This window comes from Bacillus sp. B-jedd, assembly GCF_000821085.1.
In the GTDB taxonomy this organism is placed as follows: domain Bacteria; phylum Bacillota; class Bacilli; order Bacillales; family Cytobacillaceae; genus Bacillus_D.
Genome location: NZ_CCXR01000001.1, coordinates 3,147,224 through 3,162,331, shown reverse-complemented (window position 1 = coordinate 3,162,331; position 15,108 = coordinate 3,147,224). Strand labels below are relative to the sequence as shown.

General features: G+C 45.4%; 17 protein-coding genes. 10 read left to right on the top strand and 7 right to left on the bottom strand.

Annotation, left to right across the window (positions count from 1 at the left end):
• The first annotated feature begins 102 nt into the window (after positions 1–102).
• Positions 103–489, top strand: coding sequence for a hotdog fold thioesterase (locus BN1002_RS15850; protein ID WP_048827994.1), 387 nt, complete (start codon positions 103–105; stop codon positions 487–489).
• A gap of 194 nt (positions 490–683) precedes the next feature.
• On the top strand, positions 684–1,304 hold the full coding sequence (kapD, locus tag BN1002_RS15845) for a 3'-5' exonuclease KapD (RefSeq protein WP_082036381.1): 621 nt from the start codon (positions 684–686) through the stop codon (positions 1,302–1,304).
• Positions 1,305–1,381: 77 nt separating this feature from the next.
• On the opposite strand, the gene BN1002_RS15840 is transcribed toward kapD, so the two are convergent.
• Positions 1,382–1,759, bottom strand: a complete 378-nt coding sequence (locus BN1002_RS15840) for a kinase-associated lipoprotein KapB (RefSeq protein WP_048826375.1) — start codon at positions 1,757–1,759, stop codon at positions 1,382–1,384.
• Positions 1,760–1,880: 121 nt separating this feature from the next.
• Between BN1002_RS15840 and BN1002_RS15835 the strand changes: the two genes are divergently transcribed.
• On the top strand, positions 1,881–2,639 hold the full coding sequence (locus tag BN1002_RS15835; protein ID WP_082036258.1) for a peptidylprolyl isomerase: 759 nt from the start codon (positions 1,881–1,883) through the stop codon (positions 2,637–2,639).
• 90 nt (positions 2,640–2,729) lie between these two features.
• Positions 2,730–2,936, top strand: coding sequence for a hypothetical protein (locus BN1002_RS15830; RefSeq protein ID WP_048826373.1), 207 nt, complete (start codon positions 2,730–2,732; stop codon positions 2,934–2,936).
• A 16-nt stretch (positions 2,937–2,952) separates the two neighbouring features.
• On the opposite strand, the gene BN1002_RS23825 is transcribed toward BN1002_RS15830, so the two are convergent.
• The gene (locus tag BN1002_RS23825; protein WP_156129725.1) at positions 2,953–3,114 is read right to left on the bottom strand and encodes a hypothetical protein; all 162 of its coding nucleotides are present in this window, start codon (positions 3,112–3,114) and stop codon (positions 2,953–2,955) included.
• Positions 3,115–3,307: 193 nt separating this feature from the next.
• Between BN1002_RS23825 and BN1002_RS15825 the strand changes: the two genes are divergently transcribed.
• Positions 3,308–4,246 (top strand): manganese-dependent inorganic pyrophosphatase, encoded by a 939-nt coding sequence (locus tag BN1002_RS15825; protein ID WP_048826371.1) that lies wholly within the window; start codon positions 3,308–3,310, stop codon positions 4,244–4,246.
• 49 nt (positions 4,247–4,295) lie between these two features.
• Here the strand turns inward: BN1002_RS15825 and BN1002_RS15820 are convergent, their stop codons facing one another.
• Positions 4,296–4,673, bottom strand: a complete 378-nt coding sequence (locus tag BN1002_RS15820; protein WP_048826369.1) for a hypothetical protein — start codon at positions 4,671–4,673, stop codon at positions 4,296–4,298.
• 132 nt (positions 4,674–4,805) lie between these two features.
• On the bottom strand, positions 4,806–5,966 hold the full coding sequence (locus tag BN1002_RS15815; RefSeq protein ID WP_156129724.1) for a MalY/PatB family protein: 1,161 nt from the start codon (positions 5,964–5,966) through the stop codon (positions 4,806–4,808).
• 82 nt (positions 5,967–6,048) lie between these two features.
• On the opposite strand from BN1002_RS15815, the gene BN1002_RS15810 reads away from it, so the two are divergent.
• A complete protein-coding gene (locus tag BN1002_RS15810) occupies positions 6,049–6,312 on the top strand; it encodes a DUF1871 family protein (protein ID WP_048826366.1) in 264 nt (87 codons plus the stop codon).
• Here the strand turns inward: BN1002_RS15810 and BN1002_RS15805 are convergent.
• Entirely contained in the window at positions 6,307–7,137 is an 831-nt protein-coding gene (locus BN1002_RS15805) for an alpha/beta fold hydrolase (protein ID WP_148362799.1), read from the bottom strand. The two genes, BN1002_RS15810 and BN1002_RS15805, sit on opposite strands and share 6 nt — an antisense overlap.
• Before the next feature lie 136 nt (positions 7,138–7,273).
• Positions 7,274–7,615 carry a helix-turn-helix domain-containing protein gene (locus BN1002_RS15800; RefSeq protein ID WP_048826365.1) on the bottom strand — a complete coding sequence of 114 codons (342 nt, stop codon included), beginning with the start codon at positions 7,613–7,615 and terminating at the stop codon, positions 7,274–7,276.
• A gap of 257 nt (positions 7,616–7,872) precedes the next feature.
• Between BN1002_RS15800 and yugI the strand changes: the two genes are divergently transcribed.
• The 3 genes from yugI to BN1002_RS15785 all read left to right on the top strand — a co-directional run bounded on the left by yugI (position 7,873) and on the right by BN1002_RS15785 (position 11,002).
• On the top strand, positions 7,873–8,274 hold the full coding sequence (yugI, locus tag BN1002_RS15795; protein WP_048826363.1) for a S1 domain-containing post-transcriptional regulator GSP13: 402 nt from the start codon (positions 7,873–7,875) through the stop codon (positions 8,272–8,274).
• A gap of 218 nt (positions 8,275–8,492) precedes the next feature.
• Entirely contained in the window at positions 8,493–9,692 is a 1,200-nt protein-coding gene (locus tag BN1002_RS15790) for an ornithine--oxo-acid transaminase (protein WP_048826361.1), read from the top strand.
• A gap of 83 nt (positions 9,693–9,775) precedes the next feature.
• On the top strand, positions 9,776–11,002 hold the full coding sequence (locus BN1002_RS15785) for a Glu/Leu/Phe/Val family dehydrogenase (RefSeq protein WP_048826359.1): 1,227 nt from the start codon (positions 9,776–9,778) through the stop codon (positions 11,000–11,002).
• A 52-nt stretch (positions 11,003–11,054) separates the two neighbouring features.
• Here the strand turns inward: BN1002_RS15785 and BN1002_RS15780 are convergent, their stop codons facing one another.
• Positions 11,055–11,885: a TetR/AcrR family transcriptional regulator gene (locus tag BN1002_RS15780; RefSeq protein WP_048826357.1), complete on the bottom strand. Its 831-nt coding sequence runs from the start codon at positions 11,883–11,885 to the stop codon at positions 11,055–11,057.
• A 98-nt stretch (positions 11,886–11,983) separates the two neighbouring features.
• Between BN1002_RS15780 and BN1002_RS15775 the strand changes: the two genes are divergently transcribed.
• Positions 11,984–15,070 carry an efflux RND transporter permease subunit gene (locus BN1002_RS15775; protein ID WP_048826356.1) on the top strand — a complete coding sequence of 1,029 codons (3,087 nt, stop codon included), beginning with the start codon at positions 11,984–11,986 and terminating at the stop codon, positions 15,068–15,070.
• The last annotated feature ends 38 nt before the right edge of the window (positions 15,071–15,108 follow it).

Genomic DNA, 15,108 nt, shown 5'->3' with positions numbered 1-15,108 from the left:
CACCTCATTCGATTTTATCCCAGGTCCATTTCTGGACATACATAGTATAGGCAGTTGCAGGATTAATAAAGATAGAATATTTTCCAAGGAAGAGGGATGAAGGTGGAATTGAAAAATACGTTAATTGAAAACTTGGGGATTGAAGTAACCCTTTTGGAAAAGGGCCGGGTCGAGGCGACCATGCCTGTTGATGGGAGAACACGGCAGCCGTTCGGAATCCTTCACGGGGGCGCTTCAGTAGCGCTCGCGGAAACAGTCGCCAGTGTCGGGGCCTATGAACTTGTCGACAAGGAGACTGAGTCGGTGGCCGGCCTTGAAATCAATGCAAATCATATCCGGGGCAAAAGGGAAGGCGTTGTCACAGCCATTGCCACTGTCCTTCATCAAGGGAAGACAACCCAGGTATGGGATATAAAATTAACAGATGAAGACGGAAAGTTGATCTGTGTATCAAGATGCACAATGGCCGTCCTGAAACTGAAAAAGTGAGACAGCCAGGAGCTGTCTTTTTTTGTTGTTTTTTTCAAATTATTAATTTGATTTATTGTGAAAAAATTTAAAATACTTCAATGTTTCCATGCTATAATATAAAGAAATATTTGAATATAGAGCACGCGCACAATTATTTGTACAGGTTCCTTTATATAATATAGTACGAGCGCGAGGGGGAAGGGGTGGATGGATTGACAGCGAAGAAGCAGCATTTGTTTATTGATTTCGAATTTACAATGCCCGAGCGGAATATAAGGGCAAGAGATTTTTTTCCAGAAATTATTGAAGCCGGTATCGTTTCGGTGATAGACAACAAAATAAGAACACAGTATTCAACTTACGTAGTTCCAGCCCGGTTTCCAATTCTGACCGAACGTTGCAAATCATTCCTACATATTACCCAGCAGCAAATTGATACGGGCATTCCGTTTGCAGAGCTTGTGAAGTATCTGGAAGAATTGGCGCGGGGGCAGGAAAATGTAATTGTTACATGGGGAAACATGGATATGAAAGTACTTCGCCAAAACTGTGAAGCCTCGGGTATTCCGTTTCCGTTTAAAGGAAAAGAAATCGACTTGTCGATGGAATACAAGCGGTTCTTTGGCGACCAGAACCAGACGGGGTTATGGAAGGCTGTGCAGGAGTATGGCAAGGAAGGGACGGGAAGGCATCACCGCGCTCTCGACGACGCGTTAACGACGTATAACATTTTCAAACTCGTTGAGAAAGACAAGCGGTACCTTGAAAAGCCAAAACCGACAACGATTGGTGACAGGGTTGATTTTTCCAAGCTTCTAAATGAATTCGTTTAAAAGGCCAAGTCACCGATTGTGATTTGGCCTTTGTGTTTTTTGCTGCTTTACTACAGCGTTGGCCGGAGAGATGCCAATCAAAAATATTCCTTTTCAAGTGTTTCTATGTTGCGGAGACTCATTTCAGCCCAAGGTCCCGTCTCGCTTTTGAGCTCGTTTTTCATTTTGCCAAGGGATTCCATTAAGGAATCTTTGTATTCGGGAACATCACCCTCATACTTTTTCACCATCTGCTTCGGAATTACCGCGCCCTCGCGATAGGAAAGCGCCCGGCGTTCATGAAAAAAACCAACTTCTGCTTCCTTGGGGTGGTGGAGGTCACCCTGCATCGGATGCTTGAGCACTGCCAGCACCCGGACAAGCGTGCCATTTGGGCGCTCCTCGACGAATTCCCCTATATATTTTCCTGTTTTATAAATCGCGGTCACAATATCTCCTTGTTGAAATTCCGGCAAACCAATCACTCCTTTTTGCAAAAAATTGCCTTGTTGCTTATGATTATGAATGAAAATCATTGAAAAACAAAGTGCAAAAGCTTGCAGGAATGGTTGAATGGGAAAAATGGAGGGATGATGGATGAAACTGAAACGATTTGCGTGCTTGGCGGGCGTGATGCTTATTCTTTCCGCTTGTGGAACTGCGGGGGAAAAGGCGGAGGAAAAAAATAATTCGGGTTCTGGCGGTACACCACAGGAAGAAACGGTCAAAGAGGAACAAAAGCAGGCAGCCGAGGTAAAGGGATTTCCGCAGCTTTCAGCCGAAGTGGCTGAAAATGAACGGCTCGTTGAAATGGTGACTTCATTGGGTTCGATTAAAATTAAATTGTTTCCGGAACTCGCGCCTAAAACAGTTGAGAACTTCATTAAGTTAAGTGAACAGGATTATTATGATGGCCTCATTTTCCACAGGGTCATCAACGATTTCATGATTCAGGGTGGCGATCCGGAGGGAACCGGGCGCGGCGGTGAGAGTGCGTTTGGCGGGCCGTTCGAGGATGAATTCTCGGAGCATCTCCTGAATTTCCGCGGGGCCTTGTCGATGGCGAATTCAGGACCAAATACAAATGGCAGCCAATTTTTCATCGTTCAGAATAAAACTGTCGATGCAAGATTGAAGGGCCAGCTTGAACAAGCCGGTTATCCCGCTGAAGCGGTTGCCGGGTACGAAAAAGGCGGCACGCCATGGCTTGATTTCAAACACACTGTTTTTGGGCAGGTCATTGAAGGCATGGATGTGGTCGATAAAATAGCCGCTGTTGAAACACAAAAGGAAGCGCCGAATGAGGACAAGCCTGTTGCGGAAGTTTTCATAAAAGATATTAAAATTCTGAAATAGGTGTAAGCGAGCTGGAATTCATAATTAGCGTCCGGCCGTATCCTGTGTGATATACTAAAGGGAGAACATGCTTGAGAGGAAGTAACCGGAATGGATTCATTGATCATGGCTTTATTCCTCTATTTTCCGGAGGATAAATCAGAATATATTCCTGCCGCGATTTCATTTTCAATTTTCATGGTCGGGGCAGTCATTACGATGTGGCTGATTGTGCGTGTATCAAAAAAAGAGGCCATGAAAGCAAAAGAACTTGAAGACAGGCTGACAAAAAAAGATGGACCTGAAGGAAACAGCTGAAGCGCTGTTTCCTTTTTTATTGTTTTTCTCTGTGGCTTGTATTCTGTTCCATCGATGTGGATTTTTCCTCCAGGCCGATTTCGTTGCCTGATGTATATTCATATGAGGCTTCAACGCCTGAATATTTTGCCTTCTTTCCTTTAGGCATACGGTATTGTGATAAACCTCTATAGACCATTTGAAGTGCTCCTTTCTCACGTTGAGGTTTTTTTTCGCGCCACTATTACTTTGTCCTTGAGAATGCCTTCTGATTCCTTCCGGAAAAAACAGGAATAGAAATGATTTAAAAAGGGGATTAGAAAAAAAGAGAAAGAACTGGTAAAATGATTGAGGCAAAAACAATTTCATTTACTTGCAAGGAGAGAGTTGTGATGAATAAGGTATTAGTCTTTGGACATAAAAATCCGGATACGGATTCAATTTGTTCAGCGCTTGCGTATGCGGAACTGAAAAGGAAGCTCGGAGTGGATGCGGAAGCAGTCCGCCTTGGAGAGATTAATGGAGAAACGGCCCATGCCCTGAAAAGGTTCGGAGTGGAAGCGCCCCGCCTTGTTGACAAGGTGTCCGGTGAAGCGGCTGGCGTTATCCTCGTCGACCATAATGAAAGACAGCAAAGCGCGGATGATATCAGCAGTGTTGATATACTCGAAGTAATCGACCATCATAGGATTGCCAACTTTGAAACGAGCGGACCGCTTTATTATAGGGCGGAACCGGTTGGCTGCACAGCGACCATCCTTAACAAAATTTATAAGGAAAAAGGCGTGGAAATCGATAAGGCGACTGCCGGCCTGATGCTGTCCGCCATTATTTCAGACTCCCTGTTGTTCAAATCCCCTACTTGCACCCAGGAGGATATTGATGCGGCAGCAGAACTGGCTGAAATAGCTGGTGTTAACACTGAAACCTATGGACTTGCCATGCTGAAGGCAGGAGCCGACTTGAGCGATAAAACGATTGAGCAGTTGATTTCCCTTGATGCGAAGGAGTTCCAGATGGGGGAAAGCAGGGTTGAAATTGCCCAGGTAAACGCGGTGGATACTAATGATGTGATGGTCAGGAAAGCGGAACTGCAGGCCGCGATTTCAGCAGTTGTTGAAGAAAAGGGGCTCGACCTGTTCCTGTTTGTTGTTACTGACATCCTGACTAGCGATTCTGTCGCTTTGGCGGTGGGCCGCGATATTGAAGCCATTGAACAGGCTTACAATGTAGCGCTCGTTGATAATACCGCTGTTTTAAAAGGCGTTGTTTCAAGGAAGAAGCAAATCGTCCCTGTACTGACTGAAACTTTTGTAAAAAGGAACAAATAAAAATTAGCCGGCCTTTTTTCCGCAAGGCCGGCTTTCTTATTGGTTGAATCTATTTTTCCGCAAGTTTCAGTGAAAGCTTCTCGTTATTTTCCTGCCACTGAATGGTGACAGGGATAGAATCCGGCAGGGGATCGCAAGGATTTCCGCATGAAATCGTAAGCTGGAAAACCTCCATGTTATCCAATTCCCCTTCGCCCGAATTCGATTTTGTCCCCGCATTATCCTTAATTTCGTAAGTGAAGAAATTCGGCTTTTCCCCTTCGCCAATATAGCGGAATTTATAAATCCTGGTCGATTCATTCTCTACGTCAAGACTGACCGACCAACTGCTGCTTTTTCCTGCGTAATTTTTCGTCTGAAAGCCTTTTGGTTCCCTAATACAGCCGGCCAGTGTAAGCGCAATGGCAAGAATCCCAATGATGTGCAAGGTGTTCCTGATTGCCCCATCACCCTTTCAGTTAAATTCCATTAACTGATTTTACCACATACTCCCAGATGAAAGCTAATTAATGCCAATCGGTCTATAAATGATTTTGAAAGGGAGGTTTGCCAACCAGCACTAGCCAAGCGCCTCTTTTAATCGAGAGAGTCCATCAAGCAGTACTTCTTTAGGGCATGCGATGTTCATACGGACAAATCCTTCGCCTCCTGGCCCATATTTTTCGCCAGGTTCCAGGGCGAGCTTCCCTTTATCTATTAAAAGTTGCTGAATTGCTTTATCGGAAAGTCCAAGCCTACGGCAGTCAAGCCATAAAAGATAAGTGCCTTCAGGCTCGATTAATTTTATAGAGGGAATGTTTTCCGATATGAATTCTTTAGAAATTTTTACATTTTCCTCAATATAGGCAATTAGGGAGTCCAGCCAGATGCCCCCATGCCGGTAGGCTGCTTCAGTAGCGGTAGTGGCGAATACATTAGGTGCGAAAAAACCATGCCTCTTTTGGACGGCGCTGAATTTTTCGCGCAGCTCCGCATTGGAAATAATCGCCGCTGATGCCTGGACTCCGCCGAGATTAAAGGTTTTGCTTGGCGCGATGCATGTAATGGTGCGGTCAGCGATTTCTTTGCCGAGACTCGCGATTGGGATATGGCGGCGGCCATTTAAAACAATGTCTGAGTGAATTTCATCCGCTAGTACAAGGCAATCATACTTGATGCATAATTCCGCCATCCTCCCAAGCTCCTCTTCAGTCCAAACCATCCCTCCCGGATTATGGGGGTTGCAGAGCAGAAACAGCTTGCAGCCTTTCCTTAACGACTCTTCAAAGCTGGCAAAATCAATTTTGTAACGCCCTCCAGCGAGGGTGAGTGGCGAATTTTCCACCATCCTGCCATTCAGTTCAACCAGCTCGAAAAAAGGAGTATAGACAGGCGGCTGGATGAGAATTCTGTCCCCTGGATTGGTGAATGCCGCGATGGCGATACTGATTGACGGGACGACGCCATTTGCAAACAAAATCCACGAATCGCGGATTTCCCAGCCATGCCGGCCGAGAAGCCAGCTGCTGATTGCTTCATGAACAGATGGAGGAACAAAGGTATAGCCGAATATGCCATGTTCCACCCTTGATTTTATGGCGTCCAGAAGCTCTTCGGGAGGCCGGAAATCCATATCAGCAACCCACATTGGCAGCACATCATCGGTCCCGTAAATCTCCTCCGTCAATTCCCACTTAACAGAAGCGGTATTCATCCGGTTTATTTTTTCATTGAAATCCATATTTACCCCCATTAATCAGAATTTTTTTCATGCAAAAATCATGCTATGATAAGGTGACTTCAAAAATGGACAGGTGATGGACATGGAAACTTCAATTATGAATCTTCTTCTAGCCGATGAATTAAATGAGTGGGATCCTTTTTGCATCGGTGAAGGATCGTATGATACAGAAATAGCGGATACCATCCAGGCTGTCCACGAACTAAAGGAACCCAAACAACTAGCGAAAAGGCTCCAATCCATATATGAATTCTCTTTCGAACAGATGATTCCCTTCAAAGAGTGCCTAGCTGTTGCTAAAAAGCTTTTATCTATAAAAAATGAAAGCTCATGTTCGCTGCTATAGACCTATAAACCTTTTCATTAGCTTATAACATTCTTCCGGGCGTTCCTCCGGTACGAGGTGCCCGGTATTTTCCAATATGACCAATTCCGCATTTTGCAGATCGCTTTGCAGTCGTTCGCCAACTGCGACAGGGACCACGCGATCATATTCTCCCCAAATCAGAAGGCAGCGGGTTTCAATTTTGCGCAGTGCTTCAGGAGGCAGATCCCCTTCGCGATCATGAATGAGCCTGCCAATCCCATGGAACATCTGCTTGCTCAAAAACGGCTGCATATATCCACGCAGCATCTCCTCATCGATCATTGATTGGTCATGGACAACCAATTTCAAATTCTCTTTTACCCCGCCTGACCTAACAAGCCAGCGCTTTACTGCGAGATGGAAAAATGGAAGACGGCTCCCAATAGATAGCAGGCGGCCGGGTGGCTTTAAATAACCCGAACTGCAAAAAAGTACAGCATGTTCGGTGATATCATGCTTAAGTGCAATCATATTAAGCACATATTGCCCACCCATCGAGTGGCCGGCCAAAATCGGCTTTTCAATGTTCAATTCCCCCAAAAGGGCAATCACTGTGGCCGCGATATTTTTATATGTATACAGGAACCTAGTTGATTTACCGCTTTTCCCGAACGGCGGCAAATCAACCGTTAGTACATTGTAATGCCTGTTTAAAAGCGGAACAAGCTTCCGAAAACTGAAAGTTGAAGACAAAAAACCATGCAGCAGCACAACCGTCCGAGCCTCCGCCCCGCATGGATACCACTCATAATACAACTCAATCCCATTGATCCTCTTAATCGTCGCATCAGCCATTCCGCTCATAATACCCTCCATCCAAAAAAACTTTATCCCTAGTATATACCTTTTTCGCCTCCTCACTAATCAGAGTGAAAGGAGCTTTTTGATTGGCCCAACAAAAAAAGCAAGCCGGGGTGGGCTTGCCGTGTTTTAAGTGGTTTTAGTGGAGCATGTCCATAGCTTTCAGAAAGTCCTCTTCCGGGTGATCCTTGGCTTTTCTCAAAATCATTTTGGCCCTTTTTGTGCCGATTTCCTGAATCAGCTGTTCAAGCTCCTCGTCAATTCCCGCGGAGTTTGGCTGGTAGGCGTTTTCAAGCAGTTCGGAAGCAGGGATGTCCAAAACAGTGCTGATTTTTAGAATCGTCTGGATGACAGGGGTTTTCTCCCCCCTCTCGTATTGTTCGATTGTATGGACTCCAATACGGGCTTTCTTGGCAAGCTCTTCAACAGACATAGTCCGCATCTCCCTGCCAGCGCGAATATTTTTTCCTATTATACTCATTGATATCACCTCCTGTTTGTAAGGTATACCAATTTAATTTTACCACCTGACAGTTTGGGAATTACGAGGAATTCCGAACATTGTGTTACCAAATATTCAGTTCCCATTTTGGTTGGTGTTTACCCTGCTCGCATGCGTGGAATACGAATAATGGGTACAACTGCAAAAAAATAGTTTTGAACTGAGTTGTAAATTGTGATATAATTTTATATTGCGTATAAAAGGGATAAAATTTACAAAACTTAGGAGTTGTTCATATGCAGGAAAAAATTGAACCAGGCAGCGTTCTGGCCGGAAAGGTAACAGGCATCCAACCATATGGTGCATTTGTTGCGCTTGACGGGAATACACAGGGGCTTGTCCATATTTCTGAAATCACACACGGCTACGTAAAAGATGTTAATGAATTTTTAAAAGTTGGTGACGAAGTTAAGGTCAAGGTTCTTTCTGTCGATGAAGAAGCCGGAAAAGTGAGCCTGTCTATCCGGGCGACGGAAGAGGTTCCTGCCCAGCAACAGCCAAAAGCCAGGAAGCCGCGCCAAAGGCGCCAGACAGCCGCAATCATGCCTGAAGCTGAGCAGAAGGAAGGATTCAATACTTTGAAGGAAAAACTTCAAGAATGGATCGACCAGTCCCAGCAGGAAGAAATTAATAAGTAAAATCGCCGATAGGGCCCTCTTTGAAAAAAAGAGGGCCTTTTTATTTACTTCGGAAAAAAGATTTTAGTCCAGGAATATTCACATTTTGCCAGAGTTACTCGAATTATTATTTTTAAAATATTCCCTTGTTATGTACAATAGAGTTAACTGAAATTTTCAGTTTATTTTGACCGGAGCGAGAGGGAAAGATTCTTCACCGGGAATTGGAGGGAACTACTTTGGTACATACAGCCAAAACACAAGATGTCATTGAACAAACAGAAAAATACGGAGCGCAAAACTATCATCCGCTGCCAATTGTCATTTCCAAAGCGGAAGGTGTCTGGGTTGAAGATCCGGAAGGCAACAAATACATGGATATGTTAAGCGCCTACTCAGCTGTGAATCAGGGGCATCGCCACCCGAAAATCATCCAGGCGCTGAAGGACCAGGCGGACCGTGTCACACTAACTTCAAGGGCATTCCATAATGACCAGCTGGGCCCTTGGTATGAAAGAATCTGCAAGCTTGCAAACAAAGAAATGGCTCTGCCGATGAATACAGGGGCGGAAGCGGTTGAGACTGCCATCAAGGCTGCAAGGCGCTGGGCTTATTTTGTGAAAGGCGTCGAAGAAGACAAAGCTGAAGTCATTGCCTGTATCGGCAACTTCCATGGCAGGACAATGACGGCGGTTTCCTTATCCTCTGAAGCGGAATATAAGAAAGGCTTCGGCCCTATGCTACCAGGAATTAAGCTCATTCCTTATGGAGATCTTGAGGCGCTTAAGGCCGCCATCACGCCAAACACAGCCGCTTTTCTAATTGAACCAATCCAGGGGGAGGCGGGCATCCTCATTCCACCGGCAGGATTCCTGAAAAAGGCAGCTGATTTATGCCGTGAAAATAATGTATTATTCATTGCGGATGAAATTCAGGCTGGCCTGGCCCGTTCCGGCAGAATGTTCGCATGTGATTGGGATGAATTCGAACCGGATATGTATATCCTTGGTAAAGCGCTTGGCGGCGGGGTATTCCCAATTTCCTGCGTTGTGGCGAACAAGGACATACTTGGCGTTTTCAACCCGGGATCCCATGGCTCGACATTTGGCGGCAACCCAATGGCCTGTGCGGTTTCCATCGCGGCCCTTGACGTACTCGTTGATGAAAAGCTCGCGGAGCGTTCCCTCGAGCTAGGCGAATATTTCATGGCAAAACTAAAAGAAATCTCTAATCCAATGATTAAAGAAATCCGAGGAAAAGGTTTGTTCATTGGCGTTGAACTGACTGAACCTGCCCGTAAATATTGCGAGCAGCTTAAAGAGGAAGGATTGCTTTGTAAAGAGACCCACGAGACAGTCATCCGTTTTGCGCCTCCGCTCGTCATTTCAAAAGAAGAATTGGATTGGGCGATTGAGCGGATTAAAAAGGTCTTGCAATAACAGGGAATTAATCAATAAACCGGATAGATTGCAGAGTCTGAAGCCGGACCCGCTTTCGCGGTAGAGGCAGGGGGAGTCCACTCATGCTTGAGCCAACACAGGCAGTCATTAAAGAAGCACTTGAAAGACTGGGCTTCGACGATGAAATGTTCGAGCTGTTAAAGGAGCCATCTGTTTTGCTGGAGGCCAGGATTCCTGTCCGGATGGATGATGGTTCCTTTAAAGTATTCACTGGTTACCGCGCCCAGCATAATCATGCCGCGGGTCCATTCAAAGGGGGCGTACGGTTCCATCCTGAGCTGAATGCGGAAAGTATAAAAGAGCTTTCTATTTGGGCCGGCCTTAAATGCGGTGTTGCGGATCTCCCTTTTGGCGGCGGGAAAGGCGGCGTTGCCTGTGACCCGCGAAGATTGAGCCTTGGCGAGCTTGAAAGGATAAGCAGAGGCTATGTCCGCGCGATATCACAAATTTCAGGGCCCTCCAAGGATATTCCCGGGCCCGATGTCTTTACGAATTCCCAGGTCATGGCTTGGATGATGGATGAGTATAGCAAGCTGCATAGATTTGATTCGCCCGGTTTCATTTCTGGAAAACCACTCGTACTGGGCGGTTCCGAAGGGCGTGAAACAGCGAGCGCCTACGGAATCGCCATATGTGTCGAGGAAGCGGCAAGGTTGAAAGGGACCAAGATTAAAGGCTCAAGAGTTATCATTCAGGGATTTGGGAACGCGGGAAGCTATCTGGCAAAATACTTGCATGATGAGGGCGCGGTCATCGCTGGGATTGCGGATGCGTACGGTGCACTTTATGATCCCGACGGCCTGCCTATTGAGTATATGCTGAAGAGAAGAGACAGCTTTGGTACGGTCACCTCCCTTTTTGAAGGGACAATCACAAATGGTGAACTATTGGAACAAGAATGCGATATCCTTGTCCCAGCCGCGGTATCGAAGCAAATTACTAAGCATAATGCTGATAATATTAAAGCCCGGATTATCGTCGAGGCGGCGGGAGGGCCAACCACTTCTGAAGCAACGAAGCTCCTCACTGACCGTGATATCCTGCTCGTGCCAGATGTGCTTGCTGGCGCTGGAGGAATCATTGCATCGTACTTTGAGTGGGTCCAGAACAGGCAGGGGATGTACTGGCCTCTTCACGAAGTCGATGGGAAGCTGCGCGATAAAATGGTGAAGGCATTTCATACTATTTACGAATCAGCCAAAATGAGAAGGATTGATATGAGACTCGCCGCTTACATGGAAGGTGTACGGCGAATGGCCGAAGCATCCAAGTACAGAGGCTGGGTTTGACATTCTAATATGAGCAAAAAGGCAGCCGGGATTCGTTTCCCCCGGCTGCCTTTTAAAATTGGAAATGTCTGCGAAGCAAATAAGAAACCCATTTACAATGGGGGTGACTTTGCAGATTCTCAATTAAGCCTTTCACGATTGCCCGGCTTAATGAAGGGCTTGAGAATTCCTGCCTTAACAAAACCAATGATTCTTTTTCGATTGACTCTTCCATTTCCTCAATTTTTTGGTCGATTAATTGAGCGATTGCTTCACAAGGAATCTCTTCATTTTTCGTCTGCTTAAGGATGAAAGCAAGGTCCCCGGAAACATATGGAATGGCAGCATGGCTGGCCAGTATGTTTGTCTTCTCCACAAGTGATTGGGCAAGCAAATCGAGATCAATGGGAATGTTGTAGAATAAAAACAGATGAGAATAGGTATTCATAAATCCTTTTATACAAAAAATCAAGTCGTATTTTATCCGTTCTGCCTCTTGGCCATAGAGCCTTTCTATCATAGTGAGAATTAAGTTGTCGATCAACTTGTCATAAAAACTCATTTTTTCCATGAAACCTTCGTTAAAGGTGTGTGCCTGTTCTTTTATGAGTACTTTCGCGAAAGCGGAATGCTTTTGGAAGGAAAGATAAATCGCATAGTAGAATTCGTATAAAACCCGGTCGTTTCTTGTATTTCTGACTATGTGGTCAATGTTTGAGGTCATCTCCATCATAAAGTGGTCGATTAAGGCGACAATCAATTCATCCTTTGATTTGAATGATAAATAAAAGGCACCTTTCGAGATGCCGCAATGTTCGGTTATTTGTTGGATTGAAGTCGATTCGAACCCTTTTTCAGCAAAAAGTTCAACTGCTTTCTCCATGATTAGTTGTTTTTTCATCATTTTTTCAACACTCCTATTTAACATCCGTTGACAATTGACCGGCTAGTCATTAGTATAGGTAAAAGAGTCTGTTAAGTCAATTTAGGGCGGGTGTAATAGTGAAAGGTTTAGTCAATTTTGTTATAAAAAATAAGCTTGCAGTCTGGCTGCTGACAATCATCATTACAGCATCGGGCATATATTCCGGTACGCGGATGAATATGGAAACAATTCCGGACATTTCGATTCCATACTTGATGGTCATGGATGTATATCCGGGTGCGACGCCGGAAAAGGTTATGGAAGGCGTTTCCATGCCAATCGAGAAAGCGGTAGAAGGTTTAGAGAACGTAAAAGCTGTGTACTCGAATTCGTATTCAAATATGTCAAATCTGCAGGTTGAATATGAATACGGAATTAATATGGATGAGGCAAAACGGGAACTGCAGTCCGCTTTGGATACAGTGAAACTTCCTGACGGGGCTGAAAAGCCGAGCATTACAGCTATCAGCTTGAATATGATGCCAGTCATGGCACTGAGTGTCAGCAGCACAAAAGAAGATATTGTTGAACTGACTTCTACTGTGGAAGAGAGCCTGGTCCCGAAAATCGAAAAAATCGACGGTGTGGGATCTGCCTCTATCACCGGCCAGCATATTGAAGAAGTAAACCTGACGTATAACGAAAAGAAGATGGAAGAGCTTGGTTTAACCGAGGATAAAGTAAAGCAAATGATCCAGGCAAGCAATGTCGCCGTTTCACTCGGGCTTTACGAATTCGAAGAAGGCAAGCAGGCAGTATCGATCGACGGAAAATTCATGACGGTTGATGAGTTAAGGAACATGATCATTCCAGTCACACCTTCGGCTTCCAATCCGGCCCCATTTGTAAAACTGGGTGATATAGCAGAAGTGAAGACAGTCGGCAAGGTAAAGTCAATCTCAAGGACAAATGGAAAAGACGCGATTGCCATCCAAATCGTCAAAGAGCAGCAAGCGAACACGGTCGATGTTGTCAATAGCGTTAAAAAGTTGATCAATGAAGAAAAGAAAAAGGCGGATGGGTTGATTATCGATGTATCGCTAGACCAGGGAAAGCCGATTGAGGATTCCATTTTTACGATGGTCGAGAAAGCGCTATTCGGCGGCTTGATTGCTGTGTTGATCATTCTTTTATTCTTAAGGGATGTAAAATCCACCATTATTTCAATCATCTCCATCCCGGTTTCCATCTTGATGGCGCTTCTGCTCCTAAATTGGCTCGGTATCACTTTGAATATCATGACACTCGGGGCTATTACTGTTGCGATTGGGCGGGTCATCGATGACTCGATTGTCGTTGTTGAAAATATTTACAGGCGCATTCACCTTAAAGGTGAACCGCTTACTGGCCGCGCACTGATTCGTGAGTCGACAATAGAGATGTTCAAACCGATTTTGTCATCTACTCTGGTAACGGTGGCTGTATTCGCGCCGCTCATTTTTGTCGGCGGCATGGTCGGCGAGCTATTCGCGCCGTTCGCGTTAACGATGACTTTCGCTTTGGGCGCTTCGCTTTTGATTGCCATAACAGTTGTACCCGCATTATCTCACTCTTTATTCAAGAAAAAGATTTATGGGGAGAAAACGGAAAAGAACCATAAAGAAGCGGGAAAACTGGCTGCAGGGTATAAAAAAGTACTTGAAAAGACACTTAATCATAAAATCATCACATCCTTGCTAGCCCTAGTTTTATTGGCCGGCAGCCTGGCATTGATGCCGATCATCGGCTTCAGTTTCCTTGGAAGCGAAGAAGACAAGGTCATGTATTTAACCTATACGCCAGGAACAGGCGAACTGAAGGATGAAACTTTAAAGAATGTGCAAGCGGTCGAAGAAAAAATGCTGAAACGCGAAGATATCGATATTGTTCAAATTTCGGTAACTGAAAGCGGCGACCCAATGGCAGCGATGATGGGGGGAGCCGGGGACGGTGCACTGATGTATCTGATTTTCGATCCTGAAATGGAAAATTTCCCTGAAGTGAGGAAAGAGATAGAGGAGTATGTCGCGGATATCAAACAATCCGGCACATGGAAAAGCCAGAACTTTTCATCTATGGCCATGAATTCCAATGAGGTCAGCTATGCACTTTACAGCGAGGATCTTGATAAACTGAATCAGTCTGTCAAACTGACCGAAGAAGTTCTTAAGAAAAATGAAGGACTTGAAAAAGTGACATCCAGCAACGAGGATCCTTATATTGAGTATACTTTCAGGACGGAACAAGATGAATTGATGAAATACGGGCTGACAACAGGCCAGCTGATCATGATGCTAAATCCGGACAACTCAAAGGATTTCATCACAACGGTTGAAAAAGATGGAGCCTCTCTGGATGTCATCGTCCAACATAAACAGGAAACGACTATGCCTAAATCAATCGATGAGATTTTGGCGACACCAGTTCCTACTGCGATTGGAACAACCATGCCGCTTTCGGAGCTTGTTACTGTAGAAAAAGGAACAACCCTAAATACGCTGGCCCGGAGCAAAGGTGATTACTACGCAACTGTTTCCGGCACAGTAATAGGTGATGATATTTCTAAGGTAACAGCTGATATAGAAAAAGGAATTGATAAACTGGATTTACCAAAGGGAGTTACGGTTGAAACAGCGGGAGTTCAGGCGGACATGACCGAGACCTTCACCCAGCTTGGCGCTGCCATGCTTGCCGCAATCGCCATCGTCTACTTTATTCTTGTTGTAACGTTTGGCGAGGGTCTGGCGCCATTTGCCATCCTGTTCTCACTTCCATTTACAGTCATTGGTTCATTTGCGGGGCTGTTCATCGCAGGGGAAACCATTTCAGTTCCTGTCATGATGGGCTTGTTAATGTTGATTGGGATTGTTGTTACAAATGCCATCGTACTCGTGGATCGAATCATTCGGATGGAACGGAGCGGAATGGCGATGCGTGAAGCGATCCTGGAAGCTGGCGCGACGCGACTGCGGCCAATCCTGATGACTGCTATCGCGACCATTGGCGCCCTCGTGCCGCTTGCCATGGGGAATGGCGGCGGGGGATTGATTTCTAAAGGACTTGGCATTACTGTAATCGGCGGATTGACAAGCTCAACCTTGCTTACGCTTATCATTGTGCCAATTGTCTATGAGGTATTATCGAAGCTCTTCAGGAAGAACCGCAAGGAAATTCAGGAGAATTAGAAAACAGGCCCTGCCGGATTGAGCCGGCAGGGCCTGTT